Source organism: Actinosynnema sp. NPDC091369 (genome assembly GCF_044757065.1).
Taxonomy (GTDB): Bacteria; Actinomycetota; Actinomycetes; order Mycobacteriales; family Pseudonocardiaceae; genus Actinosynnema.
This window is the reverse complement of sequence record NZ_JBIVUG010000005.1, coordinates 178,983-192,274: the sequence shown is the minus strand read 5'-3', so window position 1 is coordinate 192,274 and position 13,292 is coordinate 178,983. Positions and strand designations below refer to the sequence as shown.

Annotated in this window: 7 protein-coding genes; 2 read left to right on the top strand and 5 right to left on the bottom strand. The window is 75.6% G+C overall.

Going from position 1 to position 13,292, the window contains the following annotated elements; all coding sequences use genetic code 11:
- The first annotated feature begins 58 nt into the window (after positions 1-58).
- Positions 59-526, top strand: a complete 468-nt coding sequence (locus tag ACIQMJ_RS20760) for a hypothetical protein (RefSeq protein WP_499762632.1) — start codon at positions 59-61, stop codon at positions 524-526.
- On the opposite strand, the gene ACIQMJ_RS20755 is transcribed toward ACIQMJ_RS20760, so the two are convergent.
- Genes ACIQMJ_RS20755 through ACIQMJ_RS20735 form a run of 5 tightly spaced genes read right to left on the bottom strand, consistent with a single transcriptional unit; the run spans position 498 to position 6,847 of the window.
- Complete coding sequence (locus ACIQMJ_RS20755) at positions 498-794, bottom strand: PEP-utilizing enzyme (RefSeq protein WP_499762631.1); 297 nt, start codon at positions 792-794, stop codon at positions 498-500. The two genes, ACIQMJ_RS20760 and ACIQMJ_RS20755, sit on opposite strands and share 29 nt — an antisense overlap.
- Positions 731-2,878, bottom strand: a complete 2,148-nt coding sequence (locus ACIQMJ_RS20750) for a PEP/pyruvate-binding domain-containing protein (RefSeq protein WP_499762630.1) — start codon at positions 2,876-2,878, stop codon at positions 731-733. Before ACIQMJ_RS20750 ends, ACIQMJ_RS20755 begins: the two co-directional genes overlap by 64 nt.
- A gap of 22 nt (positions 2,879-2,900) precedes the next feature.
- A complete protein-coding gene (locus ACIQMJ_RS20745; protein WP_499762629.1) occupies positions 2,901-4,205 on the bottom strand; it encodes an MFS transporter in 1,305 nt (434 codons plus the stop codon).
- Positions 4,202-5,149, bottom strand: a complete 948-nt coding sequence (locus ACIQMJ_RS20740) for an alpha/beta hydrolase (RefSeq protein ID WP_499762628.1) — start codon at positions 5,147-5,149, stop codon at positions 4,202-4,204. The genes ACIQMJ_RS20745 and ACIQMJ_RS20740 overlap by 4 nt, the downstream gene beginning before the upstream one ends.
- Before the next feature lie 18 nt (positions 5,150-5,167).
- Positions 5,168-6,847, bottom strand: coding sequence for a fatty acyl-AMP ligase (locus ACIQMJ_RS20735; RefSeq protein ID WP_499762627.1), 1,680 nt, complete (start codon positions 6,845-6,847; stop codon positions 5,168-5,170).
- 291 nt (positions 6,848-7,138) lie between these two features.
- On the opposite strand from ACIQMJ_RS20735, the gene ACIQMJ_RS20730 reads away from it, so the two are divergent.
- Positions 7,139-13,213, top strand: coding sequence for an SDR family NAD(P)-dependent oxidoreductase (locus ACIQMJ_RS20730; protein ID WP_499762626.1), 6,075 nt, complete (start codon positions 7,139-7,141; stop codon positions 13,211-13,213).
- Positions 13,214-13,292: the final 79 nt, after the last annotated feature.

Genomic DNA, 13,292 nt, shown 5'->3' with positions numbered 1-13,292 from the left:
TGCGGTTTTCAGGATCTTCGCAAGGTTCGTACCCGGACGGCCCACCACCGTGGCACGCATGAGACCCAAGATCCTGGCCGTGCTCGCGGCGACGTTCGCCGCGGTGCTGATCGCGCCGTCACCCGCTTCCGCCCACTCGACCGACGACTGGGTGAAGGTGAACGAACCCGACGTGAGCGGGTGGAAGCACCGCGTCGCGAGGAGCACCGCCGGCGGCGTGCTCCAAGTCACCGATATCCACTGGGACGACTACCGCGTGGTCGTCTCCGGTGGCGTGTGGGACCTGAAGACCGACGGGTACTGCGGAGCGATCGAGATCCGCTACGAGATCGCCGACTCCGCCGGGAACTGGTCCGGTCACTGGCACCACCGGCCGCTCTCCCCCGCGGTCGACTGCAGCACCGACACCCTGTCCAGTCACAGCTACGAGTGGAAGTCCCGCTATCCCACCCGTGGCCTGGGAGCACGCGCCTGCCACGCCGGTTCCGACGGCGCGATCATCCACTGCGAGTCGACCTGGCACTGAGCACGGTCACCGTGCCGCGACCGCCGTCCACCCGGAGGCGGTCGCCGGTGGTGATGCGGGTGGTGGCGTTGCCGCAGCCCACGACGGCCGGGATGCCCAGTTCGCGGGCGACGATGGCGGCGTGCGACAGCGGCGCGCCGACGTCGGTGACCACGGCGGCGGCGCGGGGGAACAACGGGGTCCAGCCGATGTTCGTCACCGTGGTCACCAGGATCTCGCCCGGCGCCAGGTCCTGCCCGTCGGCGACGTCGTGGAGCACCCGCGCCACGCCTTCCACCACGCCCGCCGCGCCCGGAAGCCGGAGACGTCGTCGCCGAGGGGTGCGGCGGAGGCGTCGTGCACGTCCAGGCGGCGGTTCGGGTCGGCGGCCCACGCCTCGGGGGCGAACCGGCCGCGGATCACCGTCGGGTACGGCGGCAGCGCGCGGTAGCGGTCGTAGGCGGCGCGGTGGGCCGGGACCGCGGCCAGCGGGGTCTCGTCGCCCCCGAGGACGCGCAAGGTCTCCTCGATCGGCAGGAAGAACACCGCGTCGCCGTGCCCGGTGACCTCGCCCGCCCGCACCAGGAACGCCCGCAGCACGGCGAAGGTCCGCGCGAACTCCGAGCGCGCCCGTTCCCGTTCACGGGCGAGCGCGGCGAGCTCGTCCACCTCACGGCGCAGCCGCGCGACCTTGCCCGGGTGGGCGGCGCGCAGCCGCTCCCACGCCGCGTCGCGCACGGCCGCCTGCCTGGCCAGCAGCTCCTCCGGGTCGACGCCTCCGTCGTCCGGGCGGGGCCACACCGGGTCCTCGGCCGGGCGCGGCGCGGACACCTCGAACTCGTCGGCGAACCGGTGCCCGTACTGCCGGGCGTACGCCTCGCGCGTGATCTCGCCGCGCTTGAGCCGCGCCAGGCCGAGCACCGGGCCCAGGCTCTCCAACTCCCCCGCCGCGCCGTGCGCGCCGGTCAGCAGCGCGGTCGTGTCGTCCTCCCCCACCAGCGCCACGAGCTTGCGGCGCAGCTTGACCGACGACAGGGAACCGGTGCGCGCGCCCGAGTCGAACACCTTGGCGTCCACGTGCAGGACGTCGGCCACGTCGGACTCCCACAGGGCGAGCAGGTCGGCGGGCGTGCCGGCGGCGCGGAACGCGGCGCACAGCCGTTCGGCCCGGTCGGGCGCGGACGCCAGCAGACCGTCGATCTTCGCCCGGAACTCCCGCCCCTGCCGCAGGAACGGCAGCGCCGCGCCGATCGCCGCGCGCAGCACGGCCAAGCGGGACAACGGCAGCGGCGGTACCCGCACGCCCGGCGGGATGCGGCCGAAGTACAGCTCGACCGTCCGCCGCATGAACCCGCCACGGGCCAACCCGAGGGCCTGGCCGACGGCCAGCGCGGCGCTGAGGTTGAGGTAGAACCGGCCGCCGATGTTGCCCGACGTCGGGTGCCCGGCGATCGGCGGCGCTGCGAGCACCCGGGCGAACGACCAGGTCGCGGGCGTCATCACGCTGGGCACGGCCTCGCGCAGGTTCGCGCACGTCCACAGGTAGTCGCCGCGCAGGGTGTCGTTCCAGACCTCGGCCGGCGCGGTGATCGGCCGGGCTTGGAGCACCGCGACCCGGCCGTTGGCCACGGCCCACTCGACGTCCACCGGCACGCCGTACAGGTCCTGGATTCGCGCGCCCACGGAGGCCAGCTCCCGCACCTGCCCGTCGGTCAGCAGCGAGCCGGCCGTCCGGCGCACCCGGCCGTCCGCCGCCACCACGTACTCGTCGGGCGTGACCGTGCCGCCGACCAGGGCCTCCCCCAGCCCGGGCGCGGCGTTGACCACGGTCTCCGTCCGCTCGCCGGTGACGGGGTTCGCGGTGAACAGCACCCCGGCCACGTCGGCGGGCACCATCTCCTGCACGACCACGGCGAGCGCGACGTCGGTGATGCCGTGCCGGGCGCGGTAGGCGACGGCGCGGGCCGTCCACAGCGAGGCCCAGCAGCGCTTGACCGCGTCGAGCACGGCATCACCGGACACGTCGAGGAACGTGTCGTGCTGGCCCGCGAACGACAGGTCCGGCAGGTCTTCGGCGGTCGCCGAAGACCGCACGGCCACCGGGCCGGGCGGGAGGGCCGCGCGGATGGCGTCGGCGATGTCGTCGGGCACGTCCCGGGCCTCGAACGCGGCGAGGACCGCCGCCTCGTCGCCCAGGCCGTCCGGGTCGAGCCCCTCGGTGAACCGGCGGTATGCGTAGGTGGTCAGGTGGAACCCGGCCGGCACGGGCAGGCCCGCGGCGGCGAGCCTGGCCAGCGACGCGCCCTTCCCGCCGACCGTCTCCAGGTCGGCGCCGGGATCGGCGAGCGGCAGCACCAGCGCGGAGGTCCCCATGGGCCGATCCTGGCACCGGCGACTACGGCACGTGGTGCGAACGCCTCGACCGGGCGGCCAGGGCGAGGGTGAGCCCCAGCGCGACCGCGGCCACCCCGGCGGCGACGACGAGCGCGGCGACGTGGCCCGCCGACGTGAACGCCAGGCCGATGACCGCGACGCCGAAGCCGCCCGCCAGCTCACGGCTCGCGGTGACGGTGGCCGAGGCGACGCCGGCGGCCCCCTCGTCCGCGGTGTCCAGCACCGCCGCGGTCAGCGGGGTGGTCAGCGCCGAGCCGAAACCGACCACCACCAGGCACGCCGCCAGCGCCGGCGGGGTGGCCCACGGCATGGCCGCCAGCCCGGACGTCACCGCGCCCAGCCCGCACGCGGCCGTCCGCCACGGGCCGAGCCGGGCGACCAGGGCGGGCACGACCGGCGCGCCCGCGATCACGGCCAGCGCGGCGGGCACGAAGAACAGCCCGGTGCCCAGCGGGGTGAAGTGCTCGGCGCGGTGCAGGTGCAGGGGCAGCACGAACAGCACGCCGCTGACCGCCAGCCCCCACAACGCCTGCGCCACCGTGCCGCCGACGAACACCGGCCTCGCCAACCCGGCGGGGAACAGCGGGTGCGCGGCCGTCCGCTCCACCGACACGAACAGCAGGCACGCCGCACCCGACAACGCGGCCAACGCCGCCACCGGGCCGTCACCGCCGACGCTCAGCACGGTCGCGGTCACCGTGAAGACGGCCGCCGTCAACGCGGCCGTGGACCGGATCGGCACCGGTGTCGGCCGCGTGGTCCGCCGCGCCGGCAGGGACCAGGCCAGGACGGCCGCCGCGACCGACAGCGGCACGTTGCCGAGGAAGATCCACCGCCAGTGCGCCGCCTCGCTCAGCAGGCCGCCCAGCGCGGGCCCGACCGCGAGCGCCACGGCCAGCGCGCCCGTCCACGCCGCGATCCCCGTCCGGCGTCCCGCGGCGTCGAGGTGGGTGCGCAGCACGGCCAGCCCGGTCGGCACGATCGCCGCCGCCGCCGCGCCCTGCGCCGCCCGCCACAGCGCCAGCTCCCCGCCGTCGTGGGACGTGCCGCAGCCCAGTGACGCGGCGGCGAAGCCGAGCAGCCCGGTCACCAGCACCCGCCGGTGCCCGAACCGGTCGCCCGCCGCGCCCGCCGCCGGCATCAGGCTCGCGAAGACCAGCGTGTAGCCGACCACCGCCCACTGCAGGCCGTTCGTGGACAGGGCGAGGTCGCGGCCGATGGTCGGCAGCGCCACCATCAGGATGCTGTTGTCCAGCGCGGTGACGAACGCGGCGAAGCACGCCACCAGCACCGCCGCGCGGTTCACGTGAGCGCGGACATCAGCATCGGCCAGGACGCCCGCAGCTCGCGTTGCCAGTACTTCCAGGTGTGCGTGCCGCCGCCGTAGGCGTTGACCGTGATCGGGATGCCCAGCGTCCGCATCCGGGCCACGAAGTCCGGCGAGGTGGTGCCGACGATCGTCTCGAACGGGTCGTAGGACCACCAGTCGGTGTCCAGCGCGCCCCTGAACCCGTTGCCGTAGGACATGTAGAGCTGGAGACCGCGCAGGTTCGCGGCGAGCTGCTTGGGGTTGTGCGCCGACCAGACCGCGGGCACCAGCGACTCTCGACCCCACGGCCCGTACGGGTCGAGACCTTCGCGCACAACGGTCGTGTAGATGAACTGGGGGACGCCGACGAACTGCGTCGACAGCAGACCGCTGTAGGAGGCGGCGGCCCGGAACAGGCCGGGGTGCTTGGCCGCGTACCCGAACGCGCCCGTGCCGCCGGCCGACAGCCCGGCGACGGCGCGGGCCGTGCCGCCCCGGTAGTTCCGCTCGATCAGCTGCGGCAGCTCGCCGGTGTGGAAGCTCTCCCACCGGGGCGTGCCGCCGCGGCCGCCGTTCCACCAGTCGGTGTACCAGCCGGCGCGCCCGCCGTCGGGCATGACGACCAGGACGTCGTGGGTGGCGCTGAGCTCTTCGACGTCGGTCTCCCGGGTCCAGGAGGTGTAGTCGTCGCCGACGCCTTGGAGCAGGTAGAGGACGGGCCACGTCCGGGGCGCGGTCGGCGACCAGCCCGGCGGGGTGAGGACGCGGACGGGCACCTGCCCGCCGATCGCGGGCGAGGACACGGTCAGGTCGACGGTGCGCCCGTCGAGCCACCTCTCCCCCACCACCTGCGCCCCGTCGTCGGCCGTGACGGGTGTGGCTCGCGCGGGCACGACCATCAGGGCGACCGCGGACAGGACGAGCAGCATCACGCGCAACATCACTTCTCCCTGGGGTGGTCAGGAGACGGGGAGTTCACCGGCGAGGTAGCGGTCGCGGCAGGCCGAGCGGGAGAGCTTGCCGCTGGACGTCCTCGGCACCGAGCCCGGTTCGACGATCACGACGTCCCGCACCCTCACGTCGTAGCGCCGGGACACCGCGGCCCGTACGCGCGCTCGCACGCGTGCCTGGTCGACGGACTCGCGGGGCACCTTCGCGGCGCGTTCGGCGACCACGACCATCGCCTCACCGCCGTCGGACGGCACGGCGAAGGCGGCTACGTGGCCCGGTCGGACCACGTCGTCCGCCCCGGTCGCGGCGGCCTCCACGTCCTGCGGGTAGTGGTTGCGGCCGTCGATGACGATCAGGTCCTTGATCCGGCCCACCACGTACAGCCCGCCCTCGTGCAGGACGCCCAGGTCGCCGGTGCGCAGCCACGGTCCGGCAGGCAGGCCCGGGGCGTCGAGCCGGGCGCCGAACCCGCCCTCGCGGGAGCCGGAATCCGGGCCGGACCAGTAGCCCGGCGAGACGTTCTCCCCGCACACCCAGATCTCCCCGACCCGGTCCCCCGCCACCGGCGCGCCGGTCACCGGGTCCACGATCGCGAGGTGCTGGTCGACCGCCCCGCCGCAGCCGACCAGCACGCTCGCCCGCTCCGGGTCCTCCGCGGTCACCACGCGTCCTCGGGCCAACGCGGCACGGTCGAACCCGGTGGTCGTGGGCCGTGACGCGGCGGTCACGAACACCGTCGCCTCGGCCAGGCCGTACGACGGGCGCTGGGCGTCCGGCCGCAGCCCGCACGGCTCGAAGGCGTCCTGGAACCGCGCCACCGTCGCCGCGCGCACCGGCTCCGAGCCGTTGATCAGCGCGACGACCCCGCTCAGGTCCAGCCCGGACCGGTCGGCCGCCGACACCCGCCGCACGCACAGGTCGTAGGCGAAGTCGGGCCCGGCGCTGATCACGTTCCGCCGCCCGCTCATGGCCCGCAACCAGCGCGAAGGCCGGTACAGGAACGCCGACGGGTCCATCAGCACCGCCTCGGCGCCGGTCATCAGCGCCACGCCCACGCCGAGCACCAGCCCCATGTCGTGGAACAGCGGCAACCAGCTCACCGGCGACGGATCCACGTCGGCCAGCCCGTACGCGGTGAGGGCCTGGCGCACGTTGACCCGGAAGTTCCGGTCGGTGACGACCACACCGGCCGGGGTGCGCGTCGAGCCGGACGTGTACTGGAGGTAGGCCGGACCGCCGAGCCGCGGCGCGGGAGGGTCGGCGGACGGCGGCACGCTGCCGACCACCACCACGTCCGGTCCCGGGTCGACGGGGGCCGAGGTGAGGGTGAGCTTCGGCGCGCAGTCGCGCAGGATGCCGTCGAGGCGTTCCCGGTGCCCGTCGCCGGTGATCGGGAACAGCGGCACGGCGAGCACGTCGGCGTACAGGCAGGCGACGAACGCCACCACGTAGTCCAGGCCCTGCGGCAGCAGGAGCAGCGCGCGGTCACCCGGGGCGCACCGGCGGCGCAGCTCCGCCGCCAGCCCGCGGGCCCGTGCGTCCAGCTCGCCCCACGTGATCGACACCGGCACACCGCGCGGGTCCGCCTCGTGGTCGAGGAACGTGAAGGCGGCGTGGCCGGGCCGTTCGCGTGCCCAGCGCAGCACGGCGTCCACGACCGTGCCGGCAGTGGTCGCGGTGACCGTCATGAGCACCCTCTCCTCTGCGCGATGACACAATTCCGAAATGGGTTTTGTGCGGTTGTCACAACTTTCGCCGAAGTGATTTCCGGCACGTCGGCCGCAGAAGCTACCGGCGAGTACGAGAACTGTCAACGACTACTCCACGCGCTTATCCTTAACCCGATCGGCGTATTGTTCACAGACGTTCACCCAGGCCACGATCGGTCGCACTCCGCAGCCACTCGGACCGCGGACTTTTTGTCCCAGGTCTCGCGAATTCGTCGAGACTGTGTGCGGGAATCGCATGAAAGGTGACCCATGACCGGCCTCGGCATGCCCGCGGAAGCGGAACTCCGCGCGTGGTTGGCGCACCGAGTCGCGGAACTCGCCGACCTGCCCGGGGGCGAGGTGGACGTCGACCAGCCCCTGGCCGAACTCGGGCTGTCCTCGCGCGACGCCGTGGTGCTCGCGGGCGCGTTGGGCGAGTTCCTGGACGTGCCGCTGCCCGCGACGGTGTTCTACCAGCACCCGACGATCGCCCACCTGGCCCGCCACCTCGCCGGCCCCGCCCCCACGTCGCAGCCCGCACCGACCGGCCCCGCGGCCGAGGGCGTCGCCGTGGTCGGCGTGGGCTGCCGGCTGCCCGGCGGCGTCGACGGACCCGACCGGCTGTGGGACTTCCTGCGCCGCGGCGGTGACGCGGTCGCGCCCGCGCCGCCCGACCGGTGGCCCGGCCTGCCCGACGGCACACCCCGGTTCGGCGGTTTCCTGGCCGACATCAAGGGCTTCGACGCCGAGTTCTTCGGCATCGCGCCGCACGAGGCCGCGCTGATGGACCCGCAGCAACGGCTCGTGCTGGAGGTGTCGTGGGAGGCGCTGCACCACGCGGGCATCGCGCCGGACACCCTGCGCGACACCCGGACCGGCGTGTTCGTCGGCATCTCGACCGGCGAGTACGGCGCGGCGGGGGCGGCCGACCTGGGACGGGTGGAGCCGTGGACGGCGACCGGCGGCGCGTTGAGCATCGCCGCGAACCGGCTGTCCTACCTGCTCGACCTGCGCGGGCCGAGCCTGGCGGTGGACACGGCGTGCTCGTCGTCGCTGGTGGCGGTGCACCACGCCTGCCAGAGCCTGCGCGCGGGCGAGACCGACGCCGCCGTGGTCGCCGGGGTGAACCTCCTGCTCGGACCCGCCGTCACGCTCACCTTCCACCGGGCGGGCCTGCTGTCGGCCGACGGGCGGTGCAAGCCGTTCGACGCCTCCGCCGACGGCATCGCCCGCGCCGAGGGCTGCGCGGCGGTCGTGCTCAAGCGGCTGTCCGACGCGCGCCGGGACGGCGACCGGGTGCTGGCGGTGATCCGGGGCAGCGGCGTGAACTCGGACGGCCGCTCGAACGGCCTGATGGCGCCCAACCCGCGAGCACAGGCCGACCTGCTGCGCCGGGTGTACGCGGACGCGGGCGTCGACCCGGCGCGGGTGGACTACGTCGAGGCCCACGGCACCGGGACGCTGCTCGGCGACCCCATCGAGGCGGGCGCGCTGCGCGAGGTGCTGGGCCGGGACGGCGGTCCGCTGCTGCTCGGGTCGGCGAAGTCGAACTTCGGCCACGCCGAATCGGCGGCCGGGCTGGTCGGGCTGGTCAAGGTGGTGCTGGCGGTGCGGCACGGCGAGCTGCCGCCGAGCCTGCACTTCCGCGCGCCCAACCCGCACATCGACTTCACCGGCCTGCGCGTGGTGACCGGACCGACGCCGTGGCCTCGCTACTCGGGCCGCATCACGGCCGGGGTGTCGTCGTTCGGGTTCGGCGGCACGAACGCGCACGTCGTGCTGGAGGAGCCACCCGCACCGGAGCCGGTGGACCGCCCCGGCGGCCCGGCGTTCTTGGCGGTGTCGGGCACCTCCGAGGGGCGCGTGCGGCGGCACGCCGGGGACCTCGCGCGGTGGCTGTCGTCCACGCACGCCGACCTGCACGAGGTCGGCGCGACCCTGGCCCGGCGCCGCGGGCGCGAGTCGCACGCGGCGGTGGTGACGGGGCCCGACCGGGCCGCCGTGGTCGCCGGGCTGCACGCGCTGGCGTCCGGTGAGCGCCCGGTGAGCAGGGCGGTCAAGCGGGACGGCGCGGTGTGGGTGTTCTCCGGGTACGGCTCGGGCTGGGCGGGCATGGGACGTCGGCTGCTCGCCGAGGAACCGGTGTTCGCGGCGGCGGTGGACGAGGTGGACCGGCTGATCGCGCCGCACTCGGTGCGAGCCCTGCTGGAGACGCCGTCGGACACCCTCGGCGACGGCCAGATCGCCCTGTTCGGCGTGCAGATCGCCCTGGCCCGGCTGTGGGAGTCGCACGGGCTGCGCCCGGCGGCGGTGCTCGGGCAGTCCGCGGGCGAGGTCGCCGCGGCGGTCGTGGGCGGCGCGTTGTCCCTGGCCGACGCCGCGCTGGTGATCACCACCCGGGCCCGGCTGCTGGACGTGGTCGACGCGTCCGGCGACGGTGGCATGGCGGCGGTCGAGCTGCCCGCCGACGAGGTGGACGACCCGGCGCTGTCGGTGGCGGTGCACGCCGCGCCACGCCGCTGCACGGTGTCCGGCCCGGCGGACCGGCTGGCCGCGCTGGTCGCCCGGGTCGAGGCCGACGGCGGCTTGGCGCGGGTCCTGCCGCTGCGCACCAGCGGCCACTCCCCCGCCGTCGAGCCGGTGCTGGACGAGCTGACGGCGGCGCTGCGGGACGTCACCGGGCGGCGCGGCGACGTGCCGCTGTACGGGACGGTGCTGGCCGACCCGCGGCACGCGCCGCCGTTCACGGCCGACTACTGGGCCGCGCACATGCGCCGGCCGGTCCGGTTCACCCAGGCGGTGAGCGCCGCGATCGAGGACGGCTTCACGGCGTTCCTGGAGGTCTCGCCGCACCCCGTGGCGCTGCCCGCGATCGCCGAGCACGCGCCGGACCTCGTGCTGGTCGGCTCGCTGCGCCGCGACACCGACGACGTGGCCACGTTCCACGACAACCTCGCGTCGCTGCACCTGCACGGCCTGGTGCCGGCCCACGGCGTCACCGACGTGCCGACCGCGCCCTGGGAGCACCGCCCGCACTGGACCGCTCCCCCGTCCCGTCGGGCCGGCCACCCGCTGCTCGGCGACCACGTGGAGCTGCCCGACGGCACGCACGCGTGGCAGGCCGACGTGGGCCTGGCCGCGCTGCCGTGGCTGGGCGAGCACCGGGTGCAGGACACCGCCGTGCTGCCCGGGGCGGCCTACGTGGAGATGGCGCTGGCCGCCGCGGCGCAGGTGGTGGCCGGTCCCCTGACCGTGCGGGACGTCGTGTTCGAGTCGCTGCTCGCGTTGACCGACGAGGTGCCGGTGAGCACCACGTTCCGGGACGGGCGGGTGGAGGTGCACGCCAAGACCGCCGACGGCTGGGTCCGGCACGCCACCGCGACCGTCGTCCCCGGCGAGGCGCCCGGCACGCCGCCGCCGGTCCGCGGCGGACTGCGGCCCGTCGGCCTCTACGACCGGCTCGCCGACGCGGGCATGAACTACGGCCCGGTGTTCCGGGGCGTCCGGTCCGCCCGCGCCGCGGCGGGCGCGGCCAGCTGCCGGGTCGACCGGCCCGACGGCCCGGACCGCGCGCTGCGCCTGCCGCCGACGCTGCTCGACTCGTGCCTGCACGCCCTCGCCGCCGCCGCGCTCGACCTCGCCGCCGGCGGGCCGTACCTGCCGGTCGGCATCGGGGCCGTGCGGCTGCACGGCGACCCGCGGCGGGCCGACCGGTGCGAGGCGGTGGTCCGGGAGACCGGCGGCGAGCTGACCGGGTCGGTGTGGCTGTACGACGACGCCGGCACGCTGCTGGTCGAGGTGGCGGACGTGCGGGTGCGGCCCGCCTCGGTGGCGTTGTCCGGGTTGGCGCTGGAGACCCGGTGGGAGCGCCACGACCTGCCCGCCGTAGACCTTGCGCCCCGCACCTGGCTGCTGCTGTCGGACGACCGCGACCTCGCCGACGCCCTGATCGACGCCGGGCAGCACGTGACCACCGACCCCGCCGCCCCGGCCGACGGCATCGTGTTCGGCCCCCGCGGCCTGGAGGAGGATTTGGTCCGGCTGTCGGCGTTAACACACGACCCGCGACGCCTGTGGATCGTCACCCGGAACGCGGCCTGCGTGCTGGACGGCGAGGCGGGCGTGCCGGACCAGGCCGCGTTGCGCGGCGCGGTGCGGGTGCTGGCGTTCGAACGGCCCCGGTCGCGCGCCACGGCCGTGGACGTGGACGACGTCGCGGCGCTGCCCCGCGAACTCCTCGCCGACCAGGCGGACGACGAGGTGGCCTGGCGTGGTGGGGTGCGGTACGCGGCGCGGTTGCGCCGGGCGGAGGTCGACGTGCCCGCGACCGGGTCCGCGGTCGACTCGGGCGCGTACGTGATCACCGGCGGGCTGGGCGCGCTGGGCCTGGTCATGGCCCGGTGGTTGGCCGAGCGGGGCGCCGGGCGGATCGTGCTGTGCGGTCGGCGCGGCCCGTCGGCGGACGCGCGGGCCGAGGTGGCGAAGTTGCGGGCGCTCGGCGCGGACGTGGTCGTGGTGACCGGTGACGTCGCCGAACCCGGCGTGGCCGACCACGCGGTCGCGGCGGCGGTGGACGGCGGGGTGCGGCTGTGCGGTGTCGTGCACGCGGCGGGCGTGCTGGCCGACGCGCCGTTCGACCGGCTCGACCCGGCCGACGTGCGGCGCGTGCTGCGGCCCAAGGTCGACGGCGCGCTGCGGCTGCACGAGGCCACCTCCGGCTGCCGGCCGGACTGGTTCGTGGTGTTCTCCTCGGCGGCGGCGCTGCTCGGCTCACCCGGTCAGGCCGCGTACGCGGCGGCCAACGCGTGGCTGGACGGGTTCGCCCGCCGGCGGCGCGCGGCGGGGCTGCCCGCGACGACCATCGAGTTCGGCGCGTGGAGCCGGGTGGGGTTGGCCAAGGACAACGACAACCCGCTGCTGCGTCCCCTCTCACCGGCCGAGGGCGTGCAGGCGGTGGAGGCGCTGCTGCTGTCCGACCGGGTCGCGACCGGTGTGGTGCGGTTCGACCGGCGGCGGGTGGTGGAGCTGTTCCCCCAGCTCGCGCGGCGGCCGTTCTTCGAGTCGTTCCTCCAGCCGCCGTCGGACGCGCCGGAGGCGGACCGGCTGAGCGCGATCGTGGCGCGGGTGATGGGCGGCGTGCCCGACCCGTCGCAGCCGCTGACCTCGCTCGGGCTGGACTCGTTGATGGCGATGCGGTTGCGCAACGCGGTCGAGCACGACCTGGGCGTGCAGCTGCCGGTGCCGTTGCTGCTGCGGGGTGCGAGCCTGCGTGACGTGGAGCGGCACCTCGCCGGCCGCGACCCCGGGGCCCCGACCCGGGTCGAGCCGCGCGACCCGACCGAGCGGTGGCTGTCCGGCCTGTGGGCCGAGGTGCTGGGGCGGCGGGACTTCGGCGTCCACGACGACTTCTTCGCGCTCGGCGGCTCGCGCGAGCGGCTGCTGGCGGCGGTCCGTCGCCGGGTCGCGGCGGACGGGTCGCTGTTCGCCGTGCCGACCGTCGAGGCGATGGCCGAACGGCTGCGCGCGGCGTTCGAGGACGCGGGCGGACCGCTGCGGGTGCTGCGCGCGGGCGGGTCGCGGCGACCGCTGCACCTGTTCCACCCGGCGGGCGGGCCGACCAGCGTGTACGAGCCGCTGGTGGGGTTGCTGGAGGACCGGCCCTGCTACGGCTACGAGCGGATCGACGACGTGCCGGACATCCCGGCCAAGGCGGCGCGGTACGCGGAGCTGGTGCGGTCGGTGCAGCCCTCCGGGCCGTACGTGCTGGGCGGCTGGTCGTTCGGCGGGTGCCTGGCGCACGAGGTGGCGTGCCTGCTGCGGGACGCGGGCGCCGAGGTCGAGCTGGTGGTGATGATCGACACGGTCCGGCCGCTGCCCGCGCCCGACGTGACGCCGGCCGAGCTGGTGCGGCACCGGTTCGCGCGCTACGCCCGGCACGTCGAGGAGGTCTACGGCAGGCGGGTCGAGCTGCCGTGGGAGTCGTTGTCCGGGATGGACGACGAGGGGCAGATCGACGCGGTGCTGGCCGCCGTCGCCGACCTGGGCATCAGCCCCGGCGCGCTGCGCCACCAGCGCACGTCCTACCTGGACGCGCGGGCGGCCGAGCGGTTCACGCCGCGGCACTACCCGGGCCGGGTCGTGTTCTACCGGGCGACCGACCGGGAGACGCTGACCACCGTGCTGGACCCGCGCTACCTGCGCCGGCAGGACGACGACGACCTCGGGTGGGCCGACGCGTGCGGCTCGCTGGAGGTCGTGCCGGTGCCCGGCGACCACCTGTCCATGGTGGACCTGCCGCACGTGGCCGTGGTGGCGCGCCACCTGTCGTCGGTGCTGGGCGCATGAGACCGGTCGGATGGTCAGCCGTTCGCGGCGGCGTCCCCTCGCGGCGGCTGCGCTTTCGGGCGTCGGGCAGGTGATGGGC

Coding starts and splice junctions, on each gene's coding strand:
- ACIQMJ_RS20760 (WP_499762632.1), top strand. CDS start 59: ATGAGACCCAAGATCCTGGCCGTGCTCGCGGCGACGTTCGCCGCGGTG.
- ACIQMJ_RS20750 (WP_499762630.1), bottom strand. CDS start 2,878: ATGGGGACCTCCGCGCTGGTGCTGCCGCTCGCCGATCCCGGCGCCGAC.
- ACIQMJ_RS20730 (WP_499762626.1), top strand. CDS start 7,139: ATGACCGGCCTCGGCATGCCCGCGGAAGCGGAACTCCGCGCGTGGTTG.
- ACIQMJ_RS20740 (WP_499762628.1), bottom strand. CDS start 5,149: ATGTTGCGCGTGATGCTGCTCGTCCTGTCCGCGGTCGCCCTGATGGTC.
- ACIQMJ_RS20735 (WP_499762627.1), bottom strand. CDS start 6,847: ATGACGGTCACCGCGACCACTGCCGGCACGGTCGTGGACGCCGTGCTG.